The 25,123-nt window shown below is 52.7% G+C and carries 28 protein-coding genes and 1 tRNA gene; 8 read left to right on the top strand and 21 right to left on the bottom strand.

The window, feature by feature from the left end:
* Positions 1-137: 137 nt before the first annotated feature.
* The 4 genes from ESZ91_RS10690 to ESZ91_RS10675 are packed head-to-tail and all read right to left on the bottom strand — an operon-like array spanning position 138 to position 2,837.
* The gene (locus ESZ91_RS10690; RefSeq protein ID WP_129227108.1) at positions 138-599 is read right to left on the bottom strand and encodes a nucleoside deaminase; all 462 of its coding nucleotides are present in this window, start codon (positions 597-599) and stop codon (positions 138-140) included.
* Complete coding sequence (locus tag ESZ91_RS10685; protein ID WP_129227106.1) at positions 584-1,411, bottom strand: M14 family zinc carboxypeptidase; 828 nt, start codon at positions 1,409-1,411, stop codon at positions 584-586. The genes ESZ91_RS10690 and ESZ91_RS10685 overlap by 16 nt, the downstream gene beginning before the upstream one ends.
* Positions 1,412-1,455: 44 nt before the next feature.
* Positions 1,456-1,893, bottom strand: coding sequence for a 23S rRNA (pseudouridine(1915)-N(3))-methyltransferase RlmH (locus ESZ91_RS10680; RefSeq protein WP_129227104.1), 438 nt, complete (start codon positions 1,891-1,893; stop codon positions 1,456-1,458).
* The gene (locus ESZ91_RS10675; RefSeq protein WP_129227102.1) at positions 1,893-2,837 is read right to left on the bottom strand and encodes a CPBP family intramembrane glutamic endopeptidase; all 945 of its coding nucleotides are present in this window, start codon (positions 2,835-2,837) and stop codon (positions 1,893-1,895) included. Before ESZ91_RS10675 ends, ESZ91_RS10680 begins: the two co-directional genes overlap by 1 nt.
* A gap of 92 nt (positions 2,838-2,929) precedes the next feature.
* Here ESZ91_RS10675 and ESZ91_RS10670 point away from each other — a divergent pair, with 92 nt between their 5' ends.
* The gene (locus tag ESZ91_RS10670) at positions 2,930-3,769 is read left to right on the top strand and encodes a fumarate hydratase (protein ID WP_129227100.1); all 840 of its coding nucleotides are present in this window, start codon (positions 2,930-2,932) and stop codon (positions 3,767-3,769) included.
* Between the two features lie 58 nt (positions 3,770-3,827).
* The gene (locus tag ESZ91_RS10665; protein WP_129227098.1) at positions 3,828-4,352 is read left to right on the top strand and encodes a Fe-S-containing hydro-lyase; all 525 of its coding nucleotides are present in this window, start codon (positions 3,828-3,830) and stop codon (positions 4,350-4,352) included.
* Between the two features lie 231 nt (positions 4,353-4,583).
* Here the strand turns inward: ESZ91_RS10665 and ESZ91_RS10660 are convergent, their stop codons facing one another.
* The 9 genes from ESZ91_RS10660 to ESZ91_RS10620 form a co-directional block, all read right to left on the bottom strand.
* The gene (locus ESZ91_RS10660) at positions 4,584-5,471 is read right to left on the bottom strand and encodes a sensor histidine kinase (RefSeq protein WP_129227096.1); all 888 of its coding nucleotides are present in this window, start codon (positions 5,469-5,471) and stop codon (positions 4,584-4,586) included.
* A 36-nt stretch (positions 5,472-5,507) separates the two neighbouring features.
* Positions 5,508-6,326: an ABC transporter permease subunit gene (locus tag ESZ91_RS10655; protein WP_129227095.1), complete on the bottom strand. Its 819-nt coding sequence runs from the start codon at positions 6,324-6,326 to the stop codon at positions 5,508-5,510.
* Entirely contained in the window at positions 6,323-7,237 is a 915-nt protein-coding gene (locus ESZ91_RS10650; protein WP_129227093.1) for an ATP-binding cassette domain-containing protein, read from the bottom strand. The genes ESZ91_RS10655 and ESZ91_RS10650 overlap by 4 nt, the downstream gene beginning before the upstream one ends.
* An 80-nt stretch (positions 7,238-7,317) precedes the next feature.
* Positions 7,318-7,989 carry a response regulator transcription factor gene (locus ESZ91_RS10645; RefSeq protein ID WP_129227091.1) on the bottom strand — a complete coding sequence of 224 codons (672 nt, stop codon included), beginning with the start codon at positions 7,987-7,989 and terminating at the stop codon, positions 7,318-7,320.
* A 52-nt stretch (positions 7,990-8,041) separates the two neighbouring features.
* A complete protein-coding gene (locus ESZ91_RS10640; RefSeq protein ID WP_129227089.1) occupies positions 8,042-8,548 on the bottom strand; it encodes a dihydrofolate reductase in 507 nt (168 codons plus the stop codon).
* Between the two features lie 59 nt (positions 8,549-8,607).
* Complete coding sequence (gene thyA / locus ESZ91_RS10635; protein WP_129227087.1) at positions 8,608-9,438, bottom strand: thymidylate synthase; 831 nt, start codon at positions 9,436-9,438, stop codon at positions 8,608-8,610.
* A complete protein-coding gene (locus ESZ91_RS10630) occupies positions 9,435-9,908 on the bottom strand; it encodes a hypothetical protein (RefSeq protein ID WP_129227085.1) in 474 nt (157 codons plus the stop codon). Before ESZ91_RS10630 ends, thyA begins: the two co-directional genes overlap by 4 nt.
* Before the next feature lies 1 nt (position 9,909).
* A complete protein-coding gene (glpK, locus tag ESZ91_RS10625) occupies positions 9,910-11,397 on the bottom strand; it encodes a glycerol kinase GlpK (RefSeq protein WP_129227083.1) in 1,488 nt (495 codons plus the stop codon).
* 12 nt (positions 11,398-11,409) lie between these two features.
* A complete protein-coding gene (locus ESZ91_RS10620) occupies positions 11,410-12,219 on the bottom strand; it encodes an SDR family NAD(P)-dependent oxidoreductase (protein WP_161971149.1) in 810 nt (269 codons plus the stop codon).
* Between the two features lie 165 nt (positions 12,220-12,384).
* Between ESZ91_RS10620 and ESZ91_RS10615 the strand changes: the two genes are divergently transcribed.
* From ESZ91_RS10615 to ESZ91_RS10600, 3 genes are all read left to right on the top strand, one after another.
* Entirely contained in the window at positions 12,385-13,203 is an 819-nt protein-coding gene (locus ESZ91_RS10615) for a pyridoxamine kinase (protein WP_129227079.1), read from the top strand.
* 351 nt (positions 13,204-13,554) lie between these two features.
* A tRNA-Glu gene (locus ESZ91_RS10605) sits at positions 13,555-13,629 on the top strand.
* A gap of 73 nt (positions 13,630-13,702) precedes the next feature.
* Complete coding sequence (locus ESZ91_RS10600; RefSeq protein WP_129227077.1) at positions 13,703-14,671, top strand: ROK family protein; 969 nt, start codon at positions 13,703-13,705, stop codon at positions 14,669-14,671.
* A gap of 32 nt (positions 14,672-14,703) precedes the next feature.
* Here the strand turns inward: ESZ91_RS10600 and ESZ91_RS10595 are convergent, their stop codons facing one another.
* The 3 genes from ESZ91_RS10595 to pgmB form a co-directional block, all read right to left on the bottom strand.
* Positions 14,704-16,062, bottom strand: a complete 1,359-nt coding sequence (locus ESZ91_RS10595) for an FAD-dependent oxidoreductase (protein ID WP_129227075.1) — start codon at positions 16,060-16,062, stop codon at positions 14,704-14,706.
* Between the two features lie 17 nt (positions 16,063-16,079).
* Entirely contained in the window at positions 16,080-16,502 is a 423-nt protein-coding gene (locus ESZ91_RS10590) for an RrF2 family transcriptional regulator (RefSeq protein WP_129227073.1), read from the bottom strand.
* Positions 16,503-16,633: 131 nt separating this feature from the next.
* Positions 16,634-17,272, bottom strand: a complete 639-nt coding sequence (gene pgmB / locus ESZ91_RS10585) for a beta-phosphoglucomutase (RefSeq protein WP_129227071.1) — start codon at positions 17,270-17,272, stop codon at positions 16,634-16,636.
* Positions 17,273-17,404: 132 nt separating this feature from the next.
* On the opposite strand from pgmB, the gene ESZ91_RS10580 reads away from it, so the two are divergent.
* Genes ESZ91_RS10580 through ESZ91_RS10570 form a run of 3 tightly spaced genes read left to right on the top strand, consistent with a single transcriptional unit; the run spans position 17,405 to position 19,530 of the window.
* Entirely contained in the window at positions 17,405-18,010 is a 606-nt protein-coding gene (locus ESZ91_RS10580) for a recombinase family protein (protein WP_129227069.1), read from the top strand.
* 54 nt (positions 18,011-18,064) lie between these two features.
* Positions 18,065-19,009 (top strand): L-lactate dehydrogenase, encoded by a 945-nt coding sequence (locus ESZ91_RS10575; RefSeq protein WP_129227067.1) that lies wholly within the window; start codon positions 18,065-18,067, stop codon positions 19,007-19,009.
* 35 nt (positions 19,010-19,044) lie between these two features.
* Positions 19,045-19,530, top strand: a complete 486-nt coding sequence (locus ESZ91_RS10570) for an amidase domain-containing protein (RefSeq protein ID WP_129227065.1) — start codon at positions 19,045-19,047, stop codon at positions 19,528-19,530.
* 38 nt (positions 19,531-19,568) lie between these two features.
* On the opposite strand, the gene ESZ91_RS10565 is transcribed toward ESZ91_RS10570, so the two are convergent.
* From ESZ91_RS10565 to ESZ91_RS10545, 5 genes are read right to left on the bottom strand one after another with little or no spacing between them, the layout of a single operon-like run.
* Complete coding sequence (locus ESZ91_RS10565) at positions 19,569-19,790, bottom strand: acyl carrier protein (protein ID WP_129227063.1); 222 nt, start codon at positions 19,788-19,790, stop codon at positions 19,569-19,571.
* A gap of 4 nt (positions 19,791-19,794) precedes the next feature.
* Positions 19,795-20,934, bottom strand: a complete 1,140-nt coding sequence (locus tag ESZ91_RS10560) for a diaminopimelate decarboxylase family protein (RefSeq protein ID WP_129227061.1) — start codon at positions 20,932-20,934, stop codon at positions 19,795-19,797.
* Positions 20,931-22,442, bottom strand: coding sequence for an amino acid adenylation domain-containing protein (locus tag ESZ91_RS10555; protein ID WP_129227059.1), 1,512 nt, complete (start codon positions 22,440-22,442; stop codon positions 20,931-20,933). Before ESZ91_RS10555 ends, ESZ91_RS10560 begins: the two co-directional genes overlap by 4 nt.
* Complete coding sequence (locus ESZ91_RS10550) at positions 22,439-23,413, bottom strand: hypothetical protein (RefSeq protein WP_129227057.1); 975 nt, start codon at positions 23,411-23,413, stop codon at positions 22,439-22,441. Before ESZ91_RS10550 ends, ESZ91_RS10555 begins: the two co-directional genes overlap by 4 nt.
* 13 nt (positions 23,414-23,426) lie before the next feature.
* Positions 23,427-24,980, bottom strand: coding sequence for an MBOAT family O-acyltransferase (locus ESZ91_RS10545; RefSeq protein ID WP_161971148.1), 1,554 nt, complete (start codon positions 24,978-24,980; stop codon positions 23,427-23,429).
* Positions 24,981-25,123: the final 143 nt, after the last annotated feature.

Here is a 25,123-nt window from a genome sequence, read left to right as displayed (position 1 = left end):
CTCGCAAGGACGGGATTATTGAAGCATAAGGACGGTATTATTAAAAAATTTTGTAGAAATTATTAAAAAGTCATTGACAAATCAGCACAAACGTTTTGCACGCGCTTTCGCCCGTAAAAAATTTATTGTGCATTTTGTCACTTTTCTTTGGAAGCGCTCCGCATGGTTTTGAAAAACCCGCTCAGGATCGCGGAACATTCCTCTTCCAGGATCCCGCCCTCCGCTTCGAGCGTGTGGTTCAAAAGATTGCTCGCCGCAAGTTCCGCCGTCATCGAGCGGCCCTTCTGTTCGTACGCGCCGAAATACAGGTTTCTGATGCGCGCGTTGAGCATGGCGCCCATGCACATGGGACACGGTTCGAGCGTCACGTACAGATCGCAGTCGCAGAGCCGCCAACTTTTCAGTTTTCTGCACGCGCGGTCTATGGCGTACATTTCCGCGTGCGAAGTCGCCATCTGCGTCTTCGTGCGGCGGTTATATCCCGACGCGATGACTTTCCCCTCATATACGATCACGGCGCCCACGGGCACCTCGCCCTGCGAAAGCCCCTTTTTCGCGCGCTTTAACGCCTCGCGCATGAATTTTATCTTTTCGTCCATAACAATTCCTCCGCAAGCGTTGCGGGTACGTATTTATTCTGCGCCGCGATGCGGCCGAGTTGCGACAGTCCCACGGGATGCTCCAACCCGTCCGAACCCACCTCGATGGTGAACGACGGAATATGCAGCGCGCGGATACACCAGTCCTTGTAGCCGCCCGCGCTGCCGGGCGTATATGCGGGCGCGTAGCCCGTCGTGGCGGCGAGCGCCCGCGCAATGCGGAAATCACGCTCGCAGTCGCCGGGCTCCTGTTCGAAATACCAATAGATCTCTTCGCCCTTGGAATGATAACTGACAGTCGCGTCGGGGCAGACGTTTTGGGTAAAGGCTGCGAGCGCGCGCGTTTCAGGCTCGCTCTCGGGCGAACTCCCCACAAAATTTTCGCGCGCGGGAGAAAACACGTTTTTTATCCCCGCACCCCACCGCGCGTCGAAATTCACGTTGAGGTCCACGCCGTTCGCATTGGCTTTCCAGAGAGAAAAATCTTCCCCGCCGTTCAGCCCGCGTAAAAAATCCGCGCGGGATGGCTCTTTTACCGAGGACAGACCGCTAAGAGCCAGCGCCACGCCGTCGGGATTGGTCACGGGCAGAAAATAAAAGGTGCCGCACGACGAAAAATTCGAAATATGCGAAAGCGCCAACAGCGAAGTGATCCACTCCCTGGCGTGTATCGCGTACTGTACGATGACGAAGGGCCGCCCCTCCCCGCATTTCATACAGGGAATGTCCCTTCCCAAAACGCTCGTCCCGACGGAAAACTTTTCGCCCGCAAAGGCCCGGTAAAAATCGTAAACTTCATTGAGCGCGTCCATAAAATCATATATACGCGCGACGGGCCCGATGTGTTCCCGAAATCCTATTTATGATACTCGCTGCCCGCGTTGATCATGAACGCGCGGTAGATCTGTTCGCACAGTATGACGCGCATGAGTTGATGCGGAAAGGTCATGTCCGAAAAGGAAAGTTTCCAGTCCGCCGCCGCTTTCACGCGTGCGTCCAGCCCGCAGGACGAGCCGATGACAAAGGTCAGTTCTTTGCCCGCGTCCAGAAGCGTCCGCATTTTTTTGGCGAGCGACAAACTGTCCGCTTTTTCCCCTTCCACGGCGAGCGCGACGACGTAGCCCTTCAATGCCTTTAAAATGCTGTCGCACTCCTTTTGCGGCGTTTCGCGCTCGCATAGTTCCACAACCGAAACCTTTGCAAAGCGCGACATGCGCTTGATATATTCGTTGACGGCGTCCGTATAAAATTTTTCCTTGATCTTTCCGACGCAGACGATATTGACTTTGTTCATTACGCGAAATAACCCGCCAGAACGGTAAACCACATGACGGCGTTGATGATGATGCCCGCAAGAGCAAAAATGACGAGCGGCTTGATCGCCCCCTGCTTTTTGCGGTTCGTCTTACGGTCGACGAAGATCAGATAGCCGAGGGACAAGACGAGCGCGACGCCCGCCAACACGTACAGGACGATCATTGCGGGATCGCTTGCCTTTGCGAGCCAGCCGAAACGGGTATCGAAAATGATGAACGCGTTGTTTGCGAAATGCACTAAGATGGCGGGAAGAATGGAATCGGCGCGGATGGCGAGCAACGTGAAGACCGCGCCGCATACGAACTGATAGACGGTCTGCATGGGGTTCTGGTGAAAGATGGAAAAGAGCAGTCCGCCCAAAAGGCACGCCGCGACCGTTCCGATATCCTTGATCCCCTCCAAGATGATGCCGCGGAAGATCGTTTCCTCCAAGATCGCGGGGAGAATCGCGACCACAAGAAGAACGCCGAAAAGCCCGCCCCCTTTGAGAGAAGGCAGCGAGATCTCGGGCAGCACGCCGCCCATTTTTTCGATGGCGAGCGCAAAGAGATTGTTCATCCAGTTGAGCCCGAACAGCAGCCCGAATCCCAGAACGATCGCGATGATATAATATTTCCAGTGCGTCTTACGGTAGCCGAATTCGCGCGGTTTATTCTTATAGATGCGCGCAAAGGCGAAAATGATCGCGATATATACGATCTGATACAGAAAGTAGGAAAGATATTTGTACCAATCCGCATCGGCAAAGGAAGCCGAATCCACGCCCAAAAGCCGCGCGACGGCGGCGAGGGTAATGGCAAACAGCAGGCTGATAATGACCATGCCGATGATGGTGCCCGAATAAACGAGACCGCTCACAGCCTTGCGGGGCTGATTCAAAAGCCCGCTTTTCGGCGCTTGATTGTTCGTCTGATTTTCCATAACGCCATTATTATAGCGTAATTTTCGTTTTTAGTAAATAAAAATCTTTTCCTTTTCGAAAATTTTTGCTATAATGAAAGCGAGGTAAATTCATGAGAAAGATACGAACGGAAGAAATCGAACAAGCGGTGTACGAACTGGCGAAAAAGGCGTGTTTGAACCTTACGCCCGACTGCGTGAAGGCGATCGAGAACGCGGCGATCTCCGAAACGGGCGAGAGCGCGAAATTTTCGCTCGACACAATTTTAGAGAACGCGCGCATCGCCGCGCGGGAACATATGCCCGTCTGCCAGGATACGGGCATGAGCGTCATACTTGCCGAGATCGGACAGGAAGTCGCTTTCGAAGGCGGATTGTTTACGGACGCGGTGAACCGCGGCGTGCGGCGCGCGTACGAAGATTTTTGTTTCCGCAAGAGCGTTTGCGATCCCCTCACGCGCGTCAACACGGCGGACAATACGCCCGCCGTCGTACATACGGAATTGGTGCGGGGAGATCGGATCGATCTCACCTTTCTTCCCAAAGGGTTCGGCAGCGAAAATATGTCGCGGCTGTATATGCTCACACCCTCGCGCGGCGTCGAAGGGATCGTGGAGAGCATCGTGGAAACCGTACGGCTCGCGGGCAGCAAGCCCTGTCCTCCCGTGTACGTGGGCGTAGGCATCGGCGGCACGTTCGACACGTGCGCCCTGCTCGCCAAAAAAGCGCTCGCGCGAGAGATCGGTTCCGCTCACCCCAGAAAGGACGTTGCGGACATCGAAAAAATGGCGCTTCAAAAAATCAACGCGCTCGGCATCGGCGCGCAGGGGTTCGGCGGCAAAACGACCGCGCTCGGCGTCGCCTGCGAGATCATGCCCACGCATATCGCGGGGCTGCCCGTGGCGGTCAATATTCAGTGCCACTGCGTGCGCTGCGGGCATATAACCCTTTAAAATCAGCGATTTATGCGTAACATAGTACTTTCTATACAGCGAAAAAACAGGTGATCGTATGAAAAAAATATTTCTTCCTTTACAGGACGCGGACATTGAAAATTTAAGGGCGGGCGAGAGCGTTTTACTCTCGGGAACGCTCCTAACGGGGCGCGACTGCGCGCACAAGCGCATTTGCGAGTTTTTGGACGAGGGGAAAGAACTCCCCTTTTCCCTGCGAGGAGAAACCATTTACTACGCGGGCCCTTGTCCCGCGCCCGAGGGAAAGGCGTGCGGCAGTTGCGGCCCCACGACGAGCGCGCGCATGGACACATTCGCGCCGCGCCTTCTCGATCTGGGACTGAAAGGCATGGTCGGAAAAGGCGAACGCAGCGACGAGGTGACCGAGGCGATCGTTCGGAATAAGGCCGTCTATTTCGCAGCCGTCGGGGGCGCGGGCGCGCTGTACGGAAACGCCATCGTGAAGAGCGAGATCGTGGCGTTTCCCGATCTTTTAAGCGAGGCGGTGTACCGCTTCGAGATACGGGATTTTCCCCTCGTGGTCGCGATCGACAGCCGCGGGGAAAGCGTCTATAAAAAATAATGGAAACGGCGGCCGGAATTTCTTCCGACCGCCTTTGAAAATTCGCTTTTTCAGGCGATTTGTATGGTGCAGACGCCCCGCCGAGTCAAACGGAACATCCGTATTTGATTGTCTATACTATACCCCATCCGTATTACAGCCGCATGACGGATTGTGAAAAGAAAGTAAAAGACGCGAAAAAAATCCGCGTCTTTTACTTTTTTAAGATTTATAAGGAAAAATACTGTGTGATCATTTTATAAATTTCAACTCGATGACCAGTTTGCCCTCTTCATACCGCGCGAAAATCGTTCCGCCCATCTTCTCGGTAAGGATCCTCGCAATCGACAGCCCCAGTCCCGTGCCGCCCCGCGCGCTCTCTACGGTAAAAAATCTGTCGAACAGTTTGCCTACCGTCACTTCGTCCAGCCCGTCCGCGGTATTAAAAAAGACGATCGAGCCGTTTTCTTTCAGCGTCACGCCGAAATCGCGCTCGGCGTATTTGACGGCGTTGTTGATAATATTCCCGAAAATGCGCGACAAAACGTCCCTGTTCAACGTGCGCACGACGGGCTTTTCCGCAATATCGATCTGCGGCTCGATGCCGCGCTCGGTAAAGGCGGTGTAAAACTGCGTGAGCGAATCCTCGAGAGCGTCGCCCAGATTGATCGGTTCCGTCTCCGTCGTACCGTTATCTGAAACGATGACGGAATAGGCAAACAGTTCTTCCGTCAGTTTTTTCATCGCCTCCATGCGCCCCTCGACGACCGCAAGGTATTCCCGCTGTTTGTCGTCCAGCCTGCTCTTTTTCAAGAGCCCGATGTAGCCCGCAGCGGAAGTGAGCGGCGTTCTGAGATCGTGCGAAATGTTCGTAACCGATTCTTTCAGTTCGCGGTTGCCGCGAGCGTACTGCCGTTTCAGTTCGTCCATTCTCGCAAGCGAGCGATTGAGCCGCCGCACGAATCGCCTGACGTCCCTGTCGCCCGACTCCAACAAGATCAAAAGGTTCGTGTCGGTATCCAACTTCCGTTCCGCCTGTTCGTTGACGTCTTTGAGCGAATATTTGATTATAAAAATTTTCAGCGACAATGCGATGATCACGATCGCGGCAACGCCGAGCGCGACAGACAGCCAGACCATATGCCCTCACAATCATTTATTTGATATCCGTACGGATCATTTCAGATCCATTTTGCCGAACGTCCAAGCGCCGAGCGAAGCGGAAAGAACGATCCACAGAGCGGACAGCGGCATCAACTGCCACAGGACCGCTTCGCCCGACTGCAACAAGACCGCCTGCCCCGAAGGGAACAGCCGCACGGCGAATTTCGCCGCGTACTGTAAAAACGCGGGCCATTGACAGGGTACGAAGATCGCCCCGTCGGGATCGTTCGGGTCGTGCACATAGTGTCCCGCAAGCCCGCCTAAGATCATCTGTACCATGAACAGCACGACGAGCGTCCCCACGATGCCGACGATGATGCCCGTCATAGAACTGCGGGAGATCATGACGACCGCGGTGAAGATCGAGGCATACGCGCACGTCATCAAAACGCCGGCAAAAAAATCGCCCGCGACCGTCGCGGCGGACGCCCCTCCCCCCCAGCCGAGGATCGCGGTGCCCAAAGTGAAATTGACGAGATGATATCCCGCATAGATCAGCACGCACAGCGCGCAGGCGGTAACGAGATTGCACCAATACAGTTTCGCGCGGCCGCTGCCGACGATGACTTTGTTCCGCATGGCACCCGAAGTAAATTCCGTACCGACAAAAATACTGACGGTGAGCGCGGACAAAATTCCGATCAGGCTCATTCCGCCGCCGAAACCGCTATAGAATATGCCCAATGCGGATACTTCGTATCCCGAAGGACGCAGGGAATATGCCTGATACAGGCAGCCGATCAGCGCGACGGCGGCGTTGACGATAAGACACGCGAAAAAAATCTTGCTTTTCAGAGCGCGGTACAGAGAAGAACGAAAAAGTCTGATCATTTCGCCCCTCCCACCAGATTGATGAAATATCCCTCCAGATCTTCATCGCGTTCGCTCACCTTCAAAAGGTCGATCGAACCTTCCGTCAAAGCGGCGGCAAGGTCGGAAATCTTGACGTTGCAATACAGTTCCGCTTCTGTTTCCGAAAAGATCTTATAATCGTACAGCATCAATTGCCGTTCGAGAACGAGCGGCAGACGGCTCGTCGAACTGACCGTAATATGAATGCTTTTACGGCACGACCGTTCCAGTTCCTCCGCGGATATCTCCTTGATGAGGACGCCCTTTTCGATAAAGCCGTAACAGGTGGCAAGTTTGGAAAGTTCGCTCAAAATGTGGCTGGAAATCAGTATCGTGATGCCGCGCTCGCGGTTCAGACGCAAAAGAAGTTCGCGGATCTCCACGATGCCCTGCGGATCGAGCCCGTTTGTCGGCTCGTCGAGAATGATGAAATCCGGATTGCTCACGAGCGCCATTGCAATGCCCAGCCGCTGGCGCATGCCGAGCGAAAAATTGCGCGCCGTTTTATTGCCGGTATCGCTCAATCCGACGAAGTGTAACACTGCGTCGATCACCTCGTACGAGGTGACGCCCATGACAAGACATTGTTCGTACAGATTCTGCCGCGCAGTCATCCTGGGATACACGGACGGCGTTTCGATGATGGCGCCCGTACGCCTGCGGCTCAGATTGATCTTGCGTTCTTTATCCTCTATGCCGAACAGGCGGTAAGAGCCGCCGCTCTTTTGCACGAGCCCGCACACAAGGCGCATCACCGTGGTTTTGCCCGCGCCGTTGCGGCCGACGAACCCGTAAATTTCGCCCCTCTTCACGTGCATATTCACGCCGCAGACCACGTCGGTCTGTTTATAGCGCTTATACAAATCGTGGGTTTCGAGTACGTATTCCATTTGATCGCTCCTTTTCCCGAAAGATGAGAGCAGTATACTCCCGCCGATTTAAATTTCGCTTAAAATACCTTTAAGAAAGTTTAAAGATGTTCCCCGTCGAACTGAAAGCCTATGCCCCACACCGTGCGGATATAATTTCTGTCGCTCGCCTCTTTGAGTTTGTTGCGCAGGTTGCTGATATGGACGCTGACCGAGGATTCTTCCCCGTCGGGCGTATAGTCGCTGATATAATCGAGGATCGCCGATTTGGAAAAAACTTTTTTGGGGTTGAGCAAAAACATTTTCAGAATGGCAAATTCCGTCTTTGTAAGTTTCAGAGGCTTTCCCTCCACCGTGACCGAATAAGTATCCGTATCCATTACGATGCCCGCGCGGGATACGACACCGTCCGCGTGTGCCTCGCACCTTCTTAGAGCGACGCCTACGCGGGCGAGAAGTTCGTCGTTGTCAAAAGGTTTTGTAATGTAGTCCACCGCACCCGCATTGAGATTTTTCACTTTGCCGCTCACTTCCGTTTTCGCGCTCAGGATCATAACGGGCGCGAGTTCGGAAATATTTTGCAACACCTCTTCCCCGCTCATGCCGGGGAGCATGAGATCGAGGATCACGAGATCGGGTTTACTCTTTTCCAAAAGAAGCAGACCTTCCGTACCCGAATAGGCGCGGATAACCGAATAACCGCTCTCCGTCAAGAGTTCTTCCAAAACGTTACCGATGTAAATATCGTCTTCGATGACTGCTATCGTCTTCATATTTCCTCCGCAAGACAAGCGCCCCGTATCATGTGAACGGGGCGCGTTTTTATTATACAGGCAACGGCAGCGCCCGATCGTTCCGATAGGTAATAAAACGAATGGTATAGCCGTTAGTCTCCAAAGGTTCGCTTTCGGAAACGATACGGAAATTTTCCATCTCGTCGAGATTTTTAAAAAACACTTCCGCGCCGCCGTTTGCCGCGACCTTCGTCACGATCACTTCGCTGCAATAGCCGAGCATCGTCGCGTACATCATCGCGCCGCCGACCACGTACACGTCGTCCGCGGGATACTTTGCGATCTCTTTAAACACCTCGTCCAACGTTTCGAAAACAAGGCAGTCCTCCCTCTTTTCACCGCCCGGCCAGAGCACGATATTCACGCGCTTGGGCAAGGGTTTTGCCCCCGGAAAGGAAAGCAACGTATTGCTTCCCATCACGACGACTTTTTCCCGCGTCGTTTCCCGAAAATGTTTCATATCCGCAGGCAGGGAAAATAAGAGATCGTTGCTCCTGCCGATGCCCCAGTTCTCGTCCACAACTACGATTGCCTTCATGCCAATCCTCCTCTTTTAATCGAATTATGTCACGCATAGTACTACGAAAATGCCGTTTTTTAGATTGCAACGGGTATTTTGATGTCTAAATCGGTATATTGATAGTTTTCCAAGCGAAAACTATTTTTTGTGAATCGATAGAAATCTTTGACCGTTTCGTCGACGATCAGGCGCGGCGCAGGGTACTGCGGATTGCGGATGATCTTTTCCACGATGGGTACGTGCCGATCGTAAATATGTGCGTCCGCGACCACGTGCACCAACTCCCCCGCTTCGAGCCCGGCGGCTCTTGCAAACATCATCAGAAGAACGCTGTACTGCACCACGTTCCAGTTGCTCGCAGCCAGCATGTCCTGGCTGCGCTGGTTCAAAATTCCGTTGAGCGTATTGCCGCTCACGTTGAACGTCATCGAGTAGGCGCAAGGGTACAGATGCATATCTTTGAGATCTTCCACATTGTACATATGCGCGATGATGCGGCGGCTTGCGGGCGTATGTTTCAAGTCGTACAAGACCTTGTCTACCTGGTCGAAAACGCCTTCGCGAAATTCGTATTTTTTCCCCAACTGATAGCCGTACGCCTTACCGATCGAGCCGCTCCCGTCCGCCCAACTGTCCCAGATATGGCTGGACAGATCGTGAATGTTATTGCTTTTTTTCTGCCAGATCCATAAGATCTCGTCGATTGCGGATTTCAGATAGGTGCGGCGAATCGTGAGGATCGGAAACTCCTCCCGCAAGTCGTAGCGGTTGACGATACAGAATTTTTTGATTGTATGCGCGGGCGCGCCGTCCTCCCAGCGGGGGCGCACTTCCCTGTCCGTATCCCACACGCCGTTCTCTAAAATGTCCCTGCAATTCGCAATAAAAATTTCGTCTGCCCTGCTCATAATATCTCCTTTGGTAATATTTTCACCGTTAATTTGGCTCTAAATGGAAATGCCAAAGTACTATTTGACTTCATCGAAAAACAAATTTCATATGTACCTACTTCAAAAATCCAATTACTTGGTTTATAATTAATTTCCCCTTCTGGAGAAATGTAGTGCATTACATCACAATCTATCCTGTTTTCATCTGTTAAATGTTTTATACTACCATCCTCAAATAAGGCAAGCACCATAAAATGTCTGTATTTTGCGTCAAACTCAATTTCTATCGTCTTATGGTTTTCTTGCTCGGTCAGTTCACAATAAGCATCTTCTCTTTTATCATACTCATGTTCGACGATCAGCATCGTTATATGTTGCCGATTCGGATACGGATCTTTTTCGCAAGCGGTAAAAAGGAGTGCGCTGAAAAATACGATCGACGCGATCATAACCGATCGCCCCGCTGATAAAATTCTTTTTACTTTCATTTTATTTCCCTTTAAACAATTCCCGTTGCAGCGCTTCTTCCCACAGCCGCAGTTTTTCGGTGCGGGCGGCGTCGCTCATGCGGGGGCGGAACGTATGCGCGCCCTCTGCGCAGTCTTTCAGTTCTTCCAGATCGCGGAAATATCCGCTGTACAGTCCTGCCAGATACGCGGCGCCGAGCGCGGTCGTCTCCGCGACGGCGGGACGAACGACCTGCGCGTCGAGAATATCCGACTGAAACTGCATTAAAAAGTCGTTGGCACTTGCGCCGCCGTCCACACACAGGCGGCCGATGCTCTTTCTCACGTCCTGTTCCATGGCATGCACCACGTCGAAAACCTGAAAGGCGATCGCTTCCAGCGCGGCGCGGACGATATGCGCACGGTTGGTGCCGCGCGTGATGCCGTAGATCATGCCGCGGCAGTCGGAATCCCAATGCGGCGCGCCCAGCCCCACGAACGCGGGAACGAAACAGACGCCGCCCGTATCGGGCACAGATCTTGCGATCGCATCCGTTTCCGCCGCGTTGGAAATCAGTTTCATTTCGTCGCGCAACCACTGCACCACCGCCCCGCCGATGAACACGCTGCCTTCGAGCGCATAACTCGGACGGGAAAGCGACGCCGCGAGCGTGGTGATCAGCCCGTTGGAGGACTCCACCGCGCGTCCGCCCGTATTCATTAAGAGGAAACAGCCCGTGCCGTAAGTGTTTTTCACGTCCCCTTCCCGCACGCAAAGTTGCCCGAACAGCGCGCCCTGCTGATCGCCCACCGCGGCGCACACGGGTATTTCCGCGCCCGTGACGCTCCTGACGCTCGTGCCGAAATCGCCCGCCGAGGGCAAAACTTCGGGCAAGACCGCAGCGGGAATATCGAACAATTTTAAAAGGTCTTCGTCCCATTGCAGCGTATGGATATTGAAGAGCATGGTGCGCGAGGCGTTCGTGTAATCGGTCGCGTGCACTTTGCCGCCCGTCAGCCGCCAGATGAGATAGGTATCCACCGTACCGAACAACAGATCCCCTTTTTGCGCGCGCGAGCGCGCGAACGGAACGTTATCCAAAATCCAGGCGATCTTCGATGCGGAAAAGTAGGCGTCGATATTCAGTCCCGTGCGCTCGTACACGAAACGCGCGTGACGTTTTTTCAGTTTTTCGCATTCCATCGAAGTCCTGCGGCACTGCCATACGATTGCGTTGTAGACGGGTTTACCCGTGTATCTGTCCCACACGATGACCGTTTCGCGCTGGTTGGCGACGCCGATGGCGGCGATCTCTTCGGGCGATACGCCGCCCTTTTCGAGCGCAAGCCGAAAACTTTCCAACTGCGAAGAAAAAATATCCTCGCAGTCGTGCTCCACCCACCCCGCTTTGGGATAGATCTGCGGAAATTCCACGTGCGCTTTGGAAACGACGCGGCCCCGCTTATCGAATATAATCGTGCGCGAACTCGTCGTCCCCTGGTCGAATGCGGCGATATAGCGTTTCTCCATTTTCCCCTCCGATCAAAAAGCGTCTTTTTCGAGATTGCGCCAGCGCCGCGCGATAAAACGCATGCGCCAATTCTGCGGAACGATCTTCGGCACGGTCGCCAAAAATTTATTCCAGAATCCTGGAATCAGTTGTTTTCGATTGCGGCGCACGGCTTGAAGACTTTTTTGCGCGATATATTCGGGCGTTTTTGCAGACATTTTACCCCAAAGCCCCTGTCCCTCGATATCCTTGACGATATCGGGGCGGGTATAGACGCCGCCCGGCAATACCGTGGTGATCTTTACGCCGCTGCCCTTAAGTTCAGATCTGAGCGATGAAAAAAAACTGACGAGCGCCGATTTCGTGGCGCTGTACAGCGCGAAATACGGCATGGGATAGACGCCCGACATACTGGAGATCGTGACGATCTCCAACGCGTCCGCGCGGCGCGACAAAACGAACCGCGTCACCGAAAGGGTCGCTTCGAGATTGACGCGGCATTGAAAGACGATCTTTTTCTCCGTATATTTTTCGAAAGCTTTCTGAATATCCGCGCCCGCCACGTTGCAAAGCCTGTCGAACACGACGCCTTGCGCGTCTATTGTTTTATACATTTCGGCGCGGGATCTTTCGTCCGTCAGATCGCAGGCGAAGACGATGAGGCGCAGGGAGGGATATTTGGAAGAAAGTTCTTCTTTCAGAGCGTTCAGTTTATCCGCACTGCGCCCCGTCAGAAACAGATTTTGCCCCTTTGCCGCCAGAGTTTCGGCAAAAGCCCTGCCTATGCCGCCCGTAGCGCCCGTTATCAACGTGTAAAAAAGTTTTTCCGACGAATTTTCCATTGGTTTTATTGTATCATAAAACAGACCTTCTGTAAAGTGCCCGCCGTCATACTTTTTTATTAAGTCGCCCATAAAAAAGCGTTATGTTGCTGCGATGCGGATTTTATTGACAAAAACGCCCGAAAAGTCTATAATCGCAAACAGAAACCTATACGAGGTGCGATCATGAGAATTTTAGCGATCAACGATATTTCCTGCGTAGGAAAATGCTCCCTGACGGTGGCGCTCCCCATCATTTCCGCCGCGGGTTACACCTGCGACATTCTGCCTACCGCCATACTTTCCACGCACACGGGCGGCTTTACGGGGTACACGTTCCGCGACCTGAGCGAAGATATACCTTCCGTTTTAAATCACTGGAAAAGTCTCGGACTGGAATACGATATCATTATCAGCGGCTATCTGGGCAGCGTCGAGCAGGTGGAGATGGTCAAAGAGATCAAGGGCGCCTTTTTAAAGAGAGGCGGCACAATGATCGTCGATCCCGTACTCGGAGACAACGGAAAACTTTACGCGCATTTTGACGAAAACTTCGTCAACGAAATGAAGGGACTGTGCCGCGTGGCGGACGTCATTGTTCCAAACCTTACGGAGGCTTGTTTTCTGACCGATACGCCCTACCGCCCCGACGCCGAATTTCAGAGCGTGCTTGAAAAACTGAACGGACTCTGCCCTCACGCTTCGATCACGGGCTGCGAGGAAGGCGCGTCGAGCACGGTCTATTATACGGACGAAACGGGCGCGCTGCGCCGCTATTCCACCGAAAAAGTGCAGGGACAGTTCCACGGCGCGGGCGACGTGTACGCGGGCGCCTTCGTGGGCGCGCTCGCCAACGGACTAAGTTTAGAGGACGCCGTGCGCGTTTCCGCGGATTTTACCAAGCAGGCCATAGAACAGACTGCGAAAGACAAAACAGAGGCGCGCTACGGGCTGAATTTCGAAAGCAAACTGTTCGGATATCTGAAAGCGCTGGGAAAGAGGTAAAATTTTTCACAAATTTTTTGCCTCGAATCTGTTGTAATTTTCCGAAAGGATTGTTATAATAGAATCAAGATCTGCGGTGTTCGGAGTTCGGATTATCTTAATCCACATTTTTAAACCGGGAGCGCTTTATCGTAAAGTCTTGGCCGATAGGCAAGGTCTGTTTATGAACGGAAAGTCTGACGCGGCGAAGCGGCGCACCCACCTGCGAGAAGCGGGTTAACACTTTTTCGTTCTGCGGCACAGGCGGGTCGATATTTTTGTAATAATGCCGAAAATATTCGGTTTTTCCCCTATAAAAAAGTTGCCAAGATATTTCGATTATGCTATAATATTATAGTAACTTTTTGACACGGCCTCATGGTCAAGCGGTTAAGACGCCGCCCTCTCACGGCGGAAACTGGGGTTCGATTCCCCATGGGGCTACCATTTTAAAGACGGAAATTGCAGTATTTTATACTGGGTTGTCCGTCTTTTCTTTTACGTATTGAAGGAGAAACACATGAAATTAGCGGGTTTTGACATCGGCGGCACAAAGTGCGCCGTGATACTGGGCGAAGAGACCGCGAACGGGTTCGACTTTTTATCCCGCATCGAATTCAAAACAGAAGGCTCGCCCGAAACGGTCATAGAAAAACTCGTCGGGCTGCTGCATGAAGAAATGCGCTTGCACGGCTGTACCGCCGAAGATCTCAAATCCGTCGGGATCTCCTGCGGAGGACCGTTGAACAGCAAGGCGGGCATGATCTTATCCCCGCCCAACCTGCTCGGCTGGGACAACGTCCCCATCGTGAAACTCGTGCAAGACGCGCTCGGCGTGCCGACGTTTTTATGCAACGATGCGGACGCCTGCGCATTGGCGGAATGGACGTACGGCGCGGGAAAAGGCTACGAAGATATGATTTTTCTCACGTTCGGCACGGGGCTGGGCGCGGGATTGATCTTAAACGGCGCACTCTATACGGGCAAGAGCAACTCCGCCGGTGAAGTCGGGCATATCCGCCTCGCCCCGTTCGGTCCCGTGGGGTATGGAAAGAGCGGCTCTTTCGAGGGATTCTGCAGCGGCGCGGGGATCGCCCAACTTGCCCGCATCCGCATTCTCGAACAACTGCAGATCGGCAGACCTATCCCCTATACGATGCAAGACGCCGAAACCATGACCGCCAAAAAACTCGCCGCCGCTGCGCACGGCAAAGAGCCTCTGGCGCTTGAAATTTTCCGCGAGGCGGGAGAATATCTGGGGCGCGGTCTGGCTGTTTTAGCGGATATTCTCAACCCCGAATGCATCGTCATCGGCGGCGTGTTCATGCGCGCGGGGCAATATATGGAAAGCGCGATGCGGGAAAGCCTAAAAAGGGAAGCGCTGAGCGTGAACGCCGATTTAAAAATCGTGCCCGCGGCGCTCGGCGAGCAGATCGGCGATTATGCCGCGCTGACCATTGCAAAGTACAATCTCGAAAGAACAATATAAAAGGGGCGAAGGATTTGCCTTCACCCTTTTTTTTATTTCAGATTTGCAAACAGATCGTTGAACGATTCGCTCATGGTCGGATGAGTATAGATCGCATCTCGCAAAACCGTATACGGCAAGCCTGCGTCGATGGCGAATTTGATCAGGTTCACAAGTTCGTGCGATTCCTCGCAAAAAAGGTCTGCCCCGAGAATGCGCCCCGATTGCTTTTCGACGACGGCTTTCATCAAGCCCCGAGGACTTTTCAGCACATGCGCTTTGGGAATCGCGGCGACGGCGAGCCTCGCCGCAAGCACCTCTTTCCCCGCCGCTTTCGCCTGCGTTTCGTTGAGCCCAACGTGAGAAAACGGAGGGTCGATAAAAACGCTGTATGGGATCGCGCCGCGATTTTCGGCAGTCCTGTCGCCGCCGAATAACTGCGCGCGCACGATCCTTGCATCATCGAGCGAAATATATGTAAATTGCAAGCCGCCCTTGCAGTCGCCCATCGCCCAGATATGATCGGCGGTCGTTTTCAAATGTGCGTCTGTACGGACGGCGCCGTTCGGCAAGGTTTCCACGCCCGCCTTTTCCAGATGCAGATCCGCGGTTGCGGGACGACGGCCCGTGGCGATCAGAATCGCATCGGCGTCCAGCGCGCGCATTTCGCCGTTTTCCAGCCACTCGAGCCGCGTTTTATTCCCTATTTCGCGGATCGACCGGATCTGCGCGCCCAATCGGAAATCGATCTTTTCGGAAAGCACCTTGAAAATTTCAGCGGCGATCTCGCGGTCTTCGCGCGGAATAAATTCGCTTTCCACTTGCAAAACGGTCACTTGCGAACCGAAATTCGCATACATGGAGGCATATTCCAATCCGATGTATCCTCCGCCGACGATCGCAAGTTTTTCAGGCAGTTCTGTGACGTCCATCAAAGTTTCGCTGGTATAAACGCGGGAAGAATGTATGCCTTCTATGGACGGCAAGAAAGCATTCGAACCCGTATTAATAAAAATTTTTTCGCCGTAAAGTTCCTGTTGACCGTCTTTTCCCCGAACCAAAAGCGTGTGGGGCGACATAAACTCCGCATGCCCCGTGATCACCTCCGCATTGGGCGCGTCTGCGATTTTCGCATAATTTTTAGCGCGGAGCATGGCAGTCAGGCGATTTTTTTCCTCGACCGCGCGGGCATAATGCGTACGCTTTTCCGCAAAAGAAGAAAGCCGTTTCGCCTCGGCGGCGCTGTTGACGAGCGATTTTGTGGGAATGCACCCGACGTTGATGCATGTTCCGCCGTACATTTTATCCGACTGTTCGATCACGGCGACTTTTTCGCCCCGCGCAGCCAGTTCTGCCGCCAATGTTTTTGCGCCTTTTCCGAAACCGATCATGACCGCATCGAAACGTTTCATAAAAATCTCCTTTTCATTTAAATATTCGCCCTTTCCGTGAGCGATCTTTCCACATCCGCCACTGTGATCTTTTCAAGTATTATTTTGCACATATCGTCGAGTTCGCTGCACAGCCCCTCGATATACGAGGACATTCCCGAAGCGATGCGGCACTCTTTATCTTCGCCGCCGCTGCGATAACCCGCCTCTACAAGCGTACAAGCCACCGCTTCGGCGATCTGGCGCAAATTCACCGTACGCGTCTTTTCGTAGCGATAGCCGCCACCGCTGCGGCCCGCCCTGGTTTCCGCAAGTCCGCGCTTGCAGAGTTTCGACATCACTCGGCGCACGCATACCGCATTGGTGCAGATATTGTCTGCCAGTTCCTCGCTCGTGACGCGCCCCCCCTTGTGGTGAAGATAGACCATCGCGTGTACGGCCGTGACAAATTCTCCGTTCATGCTTCCTCCGATATTTTGTAACTTATTTGGTTACATTTTATACCGTAATCATACCACTTACGGTTTCTTCTATCAAGCGTTTTCCCAAAAAAAAGCGGGGCTGCAAAATGCGGCCCCGCGATCGGTTTCGGTCAGTCAACAATTTTCAAAAGATCTGAAAATGTAGTTAATTTATAATCGGGTCTGTCGTAATTGGTCGCCTCACCGATGGCGGCGGTGCGAAAACCGCCCGAAAATCCCGCGTCGATGCCCGCGACCGCGTCTTCCACCACGAGGCAATCGGCAGGCGCGAGATTCAGAAACTGCGCCGCTTTTAAAAACACTTCGGGATCGGGTTTGGAACGGGTGATATTGTTACCGTCGCTCACCGCGTCGAAATACTGTTTCATGCCCGTCTTTTCTAAAATGAGCGGCGTATTGCGGCTCGAAGAACCGATGGCAAGCAAAACGCCTCGCGCCCTGAGTTCCGAAAGCGTATCGCGCACTTCTTCGGACACGTCGGACTTACCCATGTTCTCCAACAACGCGCGGTAGGCGTCGTTCTTTTCCGCAGCGAAACTCTCTTTTTCGGCGTCGGAATAGGCGCGCGCGCTCTTTTCAAGGATGATTTCAAGACTAGCCATGCGTGAAACGCCGCGCAGTCTGTCGTTGATCTTTTCGTCAAACTCAATGCCGAGCCTGTCCGCCAGTTTCTTCCACGCCTGATAATGGAATTTATCCGTAAAACAGATAACTCCGTCGAGATCGAAAATAACGCCTTTGAATTTCATAACATTTTTTCCTTATATAATATATTATTATAGGCATTATTATAACAATTTTAGAAAATTTTGTAAAGCGTGTTCGCCGTTTTTGATGACATTACGGAAAAAATCGTTTATGATAATACTATGGAGGATGGAATGAAGATCTATGCATATGCGCGCGTGTCGGCGCGCGATCAAAATCTGGACAGACAACTGAAAGCATTCGCAGACTTCGGCGTGTCGGGCAATCGTATTTATGCGGACAAAAAGAGCGGAAAAGATTTCGAACGGAAAAACTATTCGAAACTTTTAAAGCGGCTGCGCGCGGGCGATTTGCTCGTTATCAAGTCCATTGACCGCTTAGGGCGCAACTACAACGCGATCATATCCGAATGGTCGAAGATCGTGAATACGATCGGCGCGGATATCCTCGTGCTCGATATGCCCCTTTTAGACACGCGGACAAAATCCAACACGCTCGTGGGAAAGTTTATTTCCGACATCGTACTGCAGGTGCTTTCCTTTGTCGCGGAAAACGAGCGTGAAAATATCCGCGCAAGACAAGCGGAGGGAATCGCCGCCGCAAAAAGCCGCGGCGTGCGGTTCGGCAGGCCGCGGACGGTTTACTCGAAAGAATTTCTGGAAACGGTGCGTGCTTTCAAACTGAAAAACATTTCTTTGAAAACTGCCCTCGCCTGCACGGGCATGAAACAGGGAAATTTTTATTATCACCTGCACCAATGCGAGCGGCTTAGCGCGTGAATCCGTATCAAAGCCGCCCGAACGCGCATAATAAACGAAAAGGAGATTTGATTTATGAACGTTAACGTCAGAAAAGTTGCCATTATCGGTTGCGGGTTCGTGGGTTCGACCTGCGCCTACACGCTGATGCAGCACGGGTTGTTTTCGGAAATGGTGCTGCTCGACGCCGACCGCGCCCGCGCCGAGGGCGAAGCGATGGACATCAGCCACGGCCTCTTATTCGCAAAACCCATGAACATTTACGCGGGCGATTACGACGATCTCAAAGACGCCGCCGTCGTCATCATCACGGCGGGCGCCAATCAGAAACCCGGGGAAACGCGGCTGGATCTCGTGCGCAAAAACGCGAAGATTTTCCGTTCGATCATCCCCGAACTCAACGCACGCGGGTTTGCGGGCATTCTGCTCATCGTAGCCAATCCCGTAGACATTCTGACCAGGCTGACGCAACAAATCTCCGATCTGCCCGAAGAGCGCGTTTTCGGTTCGGGAACGGTGCTTGACACGGCGCGGCTCAAATATCTTTTGGGCGAACACCTCTCCGTGGACAGCCGTAGCGTGCACACCTTTATCATCGGCGAACACGGCGACAGCGAGATCCCCGTTTGGAGCAGTTCCAACGTATCGGGCGTGCCCCTGCACGATTTCTGCGAAATGCGCGGCTTTTACGATCACGACGGCGCCATGGAAAAAATCGGAGAATCGGTCAAAAACAGCGCTTATGAGATCATCGAGCGCAAAAAAGCGACCTATTACGGCATAGGCATGGCGGTACAGCGCATCTGCGAGGCGGTCGTGCGTGACGAGAAGTCCATTCTGCCCGTATCCACCGCCCTGCACGGCGAGTTCGGCGTGGACGGCGTCACGCTGAGTATTCCCGCCATCGTGGGTTCGGACGGCGTGGAGCGCATCGTGCCCATCGCTCTCAACGAGCGGGAAAAGGAACTTCTGCAAACATCCGCCGAACTTCTCAAAAAGACAATGCGGGAAATCGAATAGCGTACCTTTTTGAACCGCGGCGCATAGAATATAGCATGAAAATCATTGCGTATGACAGAAAAGCCGCGGTGGAATACGCCCGCAAATGGGCGTACGGGCGCAATCCGCAATATTATAATTTCGACAGGCTGGGCGGCGACTGTACCAATTACGTTTCGCAGTGCCTGCACGCGGGCGGCGCCGTAATGAATTACCGCCCCGTCACGGGTTGGTTTTACCGCTCCGCGAACGACCGCACAGCCTCGTGGACGGGCGTGGAATACATTTACCGATTTCTTACGGAAAACGACGGTTTGGGACCGTTCGGACAGGAATCCCCCGTGGAAGAATTGCAGGAAGGCGATCTGGTACAACTGGGAAGGGATACGGGAGATTTTTACCATACGCCCATCATCGTCGGATTTTCGCGCGGGCCTCTCGTTGCCGCCCACACTTACGACGCGTACAACAAACCTCTCTATACATACTATTTCGAACGGCTGCGCGGGATACACATTCTCGGCGTCCGCGTTCCCGACTGAAAAAGAGGCGTTGAATTTTCAAATTCAACGCCTCTTTTTTACTTTAATTTTTCGATCATCGCCCACAGCGCCGCCGCGGAATTGAAATTCGCGGGCACGATATCGGCGGGAGAAATGCTCACGTCGAAACGGTCGGTGATCTCGGCGACGATCTCCATAATGTCCAGAGAGTCGAGTACGCCCTGATCGATGAGCGCCGTGTTGTTTTCGAAATCCACGTCGGGGCGGATCTCTTTCAAAAGTTGTATCAGTTCTTTCATTTTTTTACTCCTTACTGTTGATTTTATCCGTTGAAACCGCATCCCTGCGCAATACCAGGGAGCCGTCCTCCGTCCTTACATACACGCGGGGCATATCCCTGCTCAAAAAGAGATAGATCCCCTCCGTCACCGAATACGCGCCCGCCTTTTCGAACACGAGTTCGTCGCCGACAGCGGCGCCCGCCAGAGGCAGACTGCGCACGAGCACGTCCGCCGTGGTGCACAGGGAACCGCACACCGTCCATAAATTTTCGGCAGCATCTCCGTTCGTTTTATGATGGCGGATATACGGCAATTTCATCGCCATCGTCTGCCCGTAATAATTGAGATGATTGATACCGCCGTCCACGATGCAATATCGCATACCGTCCGTATATTTGATATCGACGATCTTCGTGTGATATTCGCCGCACGACGCCGCGATAAACCGTCCCATCTCCAGAACGAGCCCGCAGGGCAGATCTTCGAATAGCGCGCAGAAATCGCGAAGCAACGCGGTTTCGTCGACGGGCGCGTCGCTCTGAAAATATCCCACGCCGAATCCCGGGCCGTATTCCAGCCTTTTCGCGGCAAACCCGTAATTTTCTTTCAGTTCGGAAAGAAAGGCTTTGAGCATTTCCGCCTCTTTGCGGATCTTTTCAAACTTTTTCTGGGTACCCGAATAGTATTGAATGCCCTCGATATCGAGCGGCAACTCGTTTCTTTTTTCCACGATGCGTCCGATCGCCGCTTTGTCCATGCCGAACTGATTGCCGCTCGAAAGCCGCAGGCAGACGGGCAGGCGCAGCCCGCAAGCGCGCGCCGCGTCGGAAAGCAGTTCTAACTGCGACGGCGATTCGACCGTATAAGTCGCCTTGTCGCCGCATTGTCCGACGATGCGGAAAATATCGGCCCTTTCCTTATATACGCCCGACAGAACGATCTGCGCAGGCGCGATTTTCAAACGCTCGCAGATCCTGTACTCGCCGGGAGAACAGACCTCGAATAAGTCGACGCAAGAGGCGAGGCTCTCCACCAGAAAGGGATTGGCTTTCATCGCGTAGCATAATTTTGCCGAAGGCAGGTGTTCGCGGAGAAAACCGATCCGCGCGCGCAGCGCCTTTTCGTCGAAAACATAAGCGGGAGTCGGCAGCGCATCTGTCATATGCCGTACTCCTCGCGTAAAAGCCTGCGGTTGATTTTTCCGTTTTCGGTGAGCGGGAATTTTTCCACCGCGATATATTTTTGCGGCACCATGAAAGGAGGCAGTTTTTCGCGGAGGCGCGAGGCGATCTCTCCGCTTTCCGCCGCGCCCTGCGTGAGTGCCCAGATCTTATCGCGCCTCTGATCGAACAGACACACAGCGCGCTCCACGCCGCCGACGGCGAGAATGGCGCTTTCGATCTCATTGAGTTCGATGCGGTGCCCCATGTGTTTGATCTGAAAATCCCTGCGCCCGACAAAGCACAGTTCGCCCTGCCCGTCGTAATAGCCCAAGTCGCCCGTGCGGTACATCGTCTCGCAATACGCGCCGACGAGCGGATTGCGCACGAACGCTTTCGCCGTTTCCTCTTCGTTGTTATAATATCCGAGCGAGAGCGCCGAGCCAGCGACGCAAATTTCGCCCGTGACGTTCTTGTCCTTCACGAGCGTTCCGTCGTCGCCCAGCAAAAACACGCGCTCGTTGGGAAACGGCCGCCCGATCGGGAGCGTATCGCCCGTAAATTCGCCTTTTTCCAATTTATAATAGGTACAGTTGCAGGTGATCTCCGTCGGACCGTACAGATTGACGAACGTCGCTTCGGGCAGATACTTTTTCCATTCGTTGAGTTGCCTGATCGGCATCACTTCGCCGCTGAACAAAACTTTTTTTACGTCCGCAGGCACTTTATAACTGAACGCGCGGTAAGAGGAAAGTATGCAAAGCGCCGAAACGGCCCAGATGAGCGTGGTGATTTTCCGTTCGATCAGATAGTCGATGAGAATGGTGGGAAAGGAAAATTTTTGTTTGGGAATGATCTGCATGGTCGCGCCCGCCGAGATCGTCGAGTAAATATCCTTGACGGATACGTCGAAATCGAAAGGCGCCTGATTGCCGATGATCTCCTCCGCACCGATCTCGAAAATGTCCGTAAATTTGTCGATAAAGTCGAGAACGGAGCGGTGCGCCACGGCTATACCTTTCGGCTCCCCCGTCGAACCCGAGGTAAAAAGCACGTACAAAGGATCGGTATCCGCATGGTTTTGGCGTATGTCCGCAAGCAACGCGGCGTCCTCTTCCTCTTCCGCCTCATCGAATAAAATCGCATCGCTGATTCCCGAAGGAATCAGCGAAACGCATCCTTTTTGCACAAGGATGCGCGGATCCCCCAGCGTTTTCAAAATTTGTTTGCGCCGCTCTTCGGGGTGCAGCGGATTGAGCGGCACGTAAAAACAGCCCGCATATACGCACGCGAAAAAGGCCGTCACCGTTTCCACGCTCTTTTCGCCGAGCACCGCCACGGGACTTCTCGGCGGGCAACGCTTTGCAAGCCCCGTCGCCATGCGCCGCGCGCGCCGCACGAATTCGCGGTATGTGATTTCCTGCGTCTCGTCCGCAAAGACGGCTTTATCGGGATATTTCGCCGCGCTTTCCTCTAAAAATTCCAGAACATTATCCATTCTACGGTTCATTTTTTGTTGACCTCTCTCTCGATCATCTTTTCGTACTTACAAAGGTCCTCTTCCCAGGAAGCGTATTTTTCGTCGCCCTTGCGGCTGACGAGCCCGTACGTATCCTGCAAATATTTGCCGAGATAATCGGAAACTTTGACCGCGCCCGAATAATTGAGATGATCGCCCTTATCGCGCGAATCCGTTTCCCAATCGAAACCGAACTCTTCCAGGATCTGGTTCATATCGATAAACGGCAGCCCCTTTTCTTCGGATATCTTTTTGACGGCGTTGAATTTGCTGTAATCCCATTTTTTCGTCGAGGGCACTTCCAGCAAAAGAACGGGAATGTCGTTTTCTTTGCACAAATCGCAGATATCTTTGAACGGACCGAGATGGGACTTTTTGATCTTATACGCCTTGTCCGTGGGTTTCCAGTTCTTGTTTCCCTTAAAAGGTTTCACGTCTTTGGAAAATTTATAGCCTTTCGTGATGCTGCGCTCGCGCTTTTTGCCCTTGTTGAACCAGTCTTTCCAGGCGACGTGATTTTTTAAGATAGGCACGAAATTATGCACCAAACTGCGCCCGAAACTTTCCGCGATATTTTTACCCGCGTCGTAAAACAACTGATCCGTTTCCAGAACGAGTACTGCGGGCTTTTGCACTTTCAGCACCGCTTTCAGCATTTCCAGCGATTCCCAGGGGAGTTGGCGCGCCTGCGAAAAATCATAGGAAGTGAAACCGTATTTTTTATAGATTTCCATCGGCGAAATGCCGCTGTAAACGCCGCTGTGCCCCAAAAAGATGACGTCGATGGAATTTTCCCGTTCGTCGAAAATGCGGTTGGCCTCCACCGAGCGCTCGTCCGAATAGCGTGCAGCGTGCTCGGGATGAAGAAAGAGCGTAACGACGCCGATCAACGCGATTGTCACCAGCACGAACGAAACGATCTTCACGATTATTTTGATGCGATTGGATTTTTCCTGATCCATAATTTCCCTCCCGTCAGAAATTTCCGTAAATAAACGGGACGAGATTATACATATCGCCGTAAGCGCCGAAAACAAGAATGACTAAAATCAAAGACATATACGACGCCCAGCGCACAGGCAGCGCCACCGACGCCACTTTGTCGCGGATGCCGATGCCCTTTTCCTGTACGATACCCACGCCGAGCATCAATAAAAGCGCAAGGCACGCCACCACGATCTCCTGCAAGTCCATTCCCAGCGAGAAGATCGAGCCGTGATACGGCCTGAAAACCGAAGATAATATCATGAACGCGTCGCCCAACGTGTTCGCGCCGAAGATCGTTTCCCCGATAAATATGATGAGTAAAGTCCGGATATGCCGAAAGACGGTGAACGCTTTGCCGTCGGGATTGAGATGAATTTTCTGATACAGTTTTCTGAACAGAGGTTCCAGCATCATGCCGCTGACGATGATGACGAAATAGTATAGGCCGTAGACGATATATTTCCATTCGGGTCCGTGCCAAAGTCCGTTGCACAGCCAGACTGCCAGAAGCGCGATTGCCGTGGGCAGCATTTTCGTAAAGTGGTTGCGCCAGCGCTTTTTGAGTTTACCGCAACTTTTGACGACTTTCGGGGAGAGCGCCACCGAATAAAAGACGTACTCTTTCAGCCACACGCCGAGCGTGATATGCCAGCGTTTCCAGAACTCCTGCGCGCTCTTCGCAAAAAACGGACGCTTGAAATTTTCGGGAAGTTTGACGCCGAACAACTCGCCGCTGCCGATGGCGATATCGATAAAGCCCGAAAAATCGGCATAAAGTTGCAATGTATAACAGAAAATAAACAAAAGGCTCGCATACCCCGAAAAGTTTCCGGGATTGTCGGAAACGGTCTTGACCAAAAGGTACAGACGGTCCGCGACGACCATTTTTTTGAACAGCCCCCACAAGATGCGCTGCAATCCGTAGGTGATGCCCTTATAATCCGCCTTGTGTCCCTCATACAGTTGGTCGGCGGTCTGATCGTAGCGGCTGATGGGCCCTTCGAGGATCTGCGGAAAAAAGATCAAAAAGAGCGAAAGTTTGCAAAAATTCGTTTCCGCCGCGTACTTTTTGCGATATACGTCGATGAGATACCCGATCGCCTGCAAGGTATAAAAGGAAATCCCCAGCGGAAGCAATACTTTCATAGCGGGAATTTTCGCATCGATGTGCAGTAAAGAAAAGAGCGAATTGAGCGTACCGCCGAAAAAATTATAATATTTTAAAACCCCGATGATCGCCAGGTTAAAGACGATGATCAGGGCAACGGCCGTTTTATTCTGTTTTTTTACTTTTTTCGCGTTCGCGGCCAGATCCTCGCCCGCGGCAACGGGAGCGTCGTTGGATTTTTGGATATAGCGTGCGCAGAAATAGACGCTGAGCGTCGTGCTCGCGATAAATACGAATAGATATGTACTGTTCACAGCATAAAATACGATGCTGAAAGCAAGCAGCGCGATCCATCTGCGTTTCAGAGGCAAAGCGTAATAGACGATCACGGTTGCCGCCAAAACCAGAAAATATATCATCATAACTTTATTCATTCGTTCCCATCCTACATTTTCACGAAGACGCGATTTTTTCGCAGACCTTCGGTTTCTCATTTGAATTAAAAATACGAATAATTATTTTCTCGAAACATTATATCACAATTTATCGCGGATGTAAAGCGGGATTTTTATCCTGA

The organism is Candidatus Borkfalkia ceftriaxoniphila, from assembly GCF_004134775.1.
GTDB lineage: Bacteria > Bacillota > Clostridia > Christensenellales > Borkfalkiaceae > Borkfalkia > Borkfalkia ceftriaxoniphila.
The sequence above is the reverse complement of the archived record's forward strand: the minus strand, read 5'-3'. Positions and strand labels throughout refer to the sequence as shown.

Coding starts and splice junctions, on each gene's coding strand:
- ESZ91_RS10615 (WP_129227079.1), top strand. CDS start 12,385: ATGAGAATTTTAGCGATCAACGATATTTCCTGCGTAGGAAAATGCTCC.
- ESZ91_RS10575 (WP_129227067.1), top strand. CDS start 18,065: ATGAACGTTAACGTCAGAAAAGTTGCCATTATCGGTTGCGGGTTCGTG.
- ESZ91_RS10550 (WP_129227057.1), bottom strand. CDS start 23,413: ATGGATCAGGAAAAATCCAATCGCATCAAAATAATCGTGAAGATCGTT.
- ESZ91_RS10565 (WP_129227063.1), bottom strand. CDS start 19,790: ATGAAAGAACTGATACAACTTTTGAAAGAGATCCGCCCCGACGTGGAT.
- ESZ91_RS10640 (WP_129227089.1), bottom strand. CDS start 8,548: ATGAAGGCAATCGTAGTTGTGGACGAGAACTGGGGCATCGGCAGGAGC.
- ESZ91_RS10580 (WP_129227069.1), top strand. CDS start 17,405: ATGAAGATCTATGCATATGCGCGCGTGTCGGCGCGCGATCAAAATCTG.
- ESZ91_RS10545 (WP_161971148.1), bottom strand. CDS start 24,980: ATGAATAAAGTTATGATGATATATTTTCTGGTTTTGGCGGCAACCGTG.
- pgmB (WP_129227071.1), bottom strand. CDS start 17,272: ATGAAATTCAAAGGCGTTATTTTCGATCTCGACGGAGTTATCTGTTTT.
- thyA (WP_129227087.1), bottom strand. CDS start 9,438: ATGAGCAGGGCAGACGAAATTTTTATTGCGAATTGCAGGGACATTTTA.
- ESZ91_RS10675 (WP_129227102.1), bottom strand. CDS start 2,837: ATGGAAAATCAGACGAACAATCAAGCGCCGAAAAGCGGGCTTTTGAAT.
- ESZ91_RS10600 (WP_129227077.1), top strand. CDS start 13,703: ATGAAATTAGCGGGTTTTGACATCGGCGGCACAAAGTGCGCCGTGATA.
- ESZ91_RS10680 (WP_129227104.1), bottom strand. CDS start 1,893: ATGAACAAAGTCAATATCGTCTGCGTCGGAAAGATCAAGGAAAAATTT.
- ESZ91_RS10655 (WP_129227095.1), bottom strand. CDS start 6,326: ATGATCAGACTTTTTCGTTCTTCTCTGTACCGCGCTCTGAAAAGCAAG.
- ESZ91_RS10560 (WP_129227061.1), bottom strand. CDS start 20,934: ATGACAGATGCGCTGCCGACTCCCGCTTATGTTTTCGACGAAAAGGCG.
- ESZ91_RS10665 (WP_129227098.1), top strand. CDS start 3,828: ATGAAAAAAATATTTCTTCCTTTACAGGACGCGGACATTGAAAATTTA.
- ESZ91_RS10670 (WP_129227100.1), top strand. CDS start 2,930: ATGAGAAAGATACGAACGGAAGAAATCGAACAAGCGGTGTACGAACTG.
- ESZ91_RS10590 (WP_129227073.1), bottom strand. CDS start 16,502: ATGAACGGAGAATTTGTCACGGCCGTACACGCGATGGTCTATCTTCAC.
- ESZ91_RS10595 (WP_129227075.1), bottom strand. CDS start 16,062: ATGAAACGTTTCGATGCGGTCATGATCGGTTTCGGAAAAGGCGCAAAA.
- ESZ91_RS10645 (WP_129227091.1), bottom strand. CDS start 7,989: ATGAAGACGATAGCAGTCATCGAAGACGATATTTACATCGGTAACGTT.
- glpK (WP_129227083.1), bottom strand. CDS start 11,397: ATGGAGAAACGCTATATCGCCGCATTCGACCAGGGGACGACGAGTTCG.
- ESZ91_RS10660 (WP_129227096.1), bottom strand. CDS start 5,471: ATGGTCTGGCTGTCTGTCGCGCTCGGCGTTGCCGCGATCGTGATCATC.
- ESZ91_RS10685 (WP_129227106.1), bottom strand. CDS start 1,411: ATGGACGCGCTCAATGAAGTTTACGATTTTTACCGGGCCTTTGCGGGC.
- ESZ91_RS10620 (WP_161971149.1), bottom strand. CDS start 12,219: ATGGAAAATTCGTCGGAAAAACTTTTTTACACGTTGATAACGGGCGCT.
- ESZ91_RS10630 (WP_129227085.1), bottom strand. CDS start 9,908: ATGAAAGTAAAAAGAATTTTATCAGCGGGGCGATCGGTTATGATCGCG.
- ESZ91_RS10690 (WP_129227108.1), bottom strand. CDS start 599: ATGGACGAAAAGATAAAATTCATGCGCGAGGCGTTAAAGCGCGCGAAA.
- ESZ91_RS10650 (WP_129227093.1), bottom strand. CDS start 7,237: ATGGAATACGTACTCGAAACCCACGATTTGTATAAGCGCTATAAACAG.
- ESZ91_RS10555 (WP_129227059.1), bottom strand. CDS start 22,442: ATGAACCGTAGAATGGATAATGTTCTGGAATTTTTAGAGGAAAGCGCG.
- ESZ91_RS10570 (WP_129227065.1), top strand. CDS start 19,045: ATGAAAATCATTGCGTATGACAGAAAAGCCGCGGTGGAATACGCCCGC.